We start from the raw sequence: 1,261 nt of genomic DNA, 5'->3' as shown, positions 1-1,261 counted from the left end.
CGGTGGGCGTACCAGTCCGACCAGAAGTACGGCACCGTCGTGTAGGGCTTCGCCGACGCCGGGTCCACCGCGTTGCGGGCCGCCCGCGCCCCCTGCTCCGAGGCCGCCGTCCAGTGCTCCAGGCGCATGGTGGTGCCCAGGACGTCGTCGAACAGGGCGTTGGGCCAGCGCGCGACGTCCCCCGCCACGTACACGCCGGGCGCCGCGGCCAGCGTCGCGTCGGCGACCACCCCGTCGTCGATCGTCAGCCCGGAGGACTCCAGCCAGCCCACGCAGGGCGCCGCGCCGATCCCCACGACGAGCACGTCGGTGTCGATCACGGTGCCGTCGGCGAGCACGACCGACTCGACCGAGCCCTCCCCGCGGACCTCGGCGACCGAGACCCCGGTGAGCACCCGCGTGCCCTCCCGCTCGTGGATGCCGGTCAGCGCGCGCCCCATCCGCTCCCCCACGCCGCGCACCAGGGGCACCGGCAGCGCCTCGACGATCGTGACCTCGAGCCCCAGCCCGCGCGCCACCGCGGCGATCTCCGAGCCGATGAACCCGGCCCCGATCACCGTCACCCGCGGGCTGCCCTGGCGCATCAGCCGGTGCAGGTGCCGCGAGTCGTCGCGCGTGCGCAGCACGACCACGCCGGCGAGATCCGGGGCGACGACGGAGGCAGGCAGGCGGCGGGCGTCGGCGCCGGTGGCGATCACGAGGCCGTCGTAGGCCAGCTCCCGGTCCCCGACGGTGACCCGGCGGGCCTCGACGTCGAGTGCGGTCGCCGGCGCGCCCAGCAGGAGCTCCACCCCGATCTCGTCGAGCTTCTCCCGCTCGCGGTAGGTGGAGTCGCCGGGCTCGTCGCCGGCGAGGTGCTCCTTCGAGAGCGGCGGCCGGTCGTAGGGCAGGTGCTCCTCCGCGCCGACGAGCGTGACCGACCCGTCGAACCCGTCGCCGCGCACCGCCTCCACCGCGCGCAGACCCGCCAGGGACGCCCCCACCACCACGAGATCGGCCACGACCCGACCCTAACCACCGGACCGGCGCGGGCGTCCCTCCGTCGAGGGGACGCCGTCATCCCTTCGGTGTAGTCGGATAACGCGGACGGCCCATCGACGCGATCTCCCCGACATGAGCGGCCCGACGACGGGTCCGCACCGGGGACCGGGGGCCGACATGCGCACGAGGACGACGATCGCGGGTTCGGCCGTCGCACTGGTCGGGGCCCTCGGCATCACGGCCGGCCTGGGCCTCCCGGGTGCGGTCGCCGACCACCCCG

Annotated in this window: 1 protein-coding gene; it reads right to left on the bottom strand. The window is 75.7% G+C overall.

Features of this window, described 5'->3' with window-relative positions; all coding sequences use genetic code 11:
* The coding region (locus AC0CYZ_RS20505; RefSeq protein ID WP_472218684.1) for an NAD(P)/FAD-dependent oxidoreductase at nucleotides 1-1,001 on the bottom strand (1,001 nt) is incomplete at its 3' end.
* Between the last annotated feature and the right edge of the window lie 260 nt (nucleotides 1,002-1,261).

It is taken from the genome of Actinomycetospora sp. (genome assembly GCF_055612215.1).
This window is presented reverse-complemented; position numbering and strand designations above follow the sequence as displayed.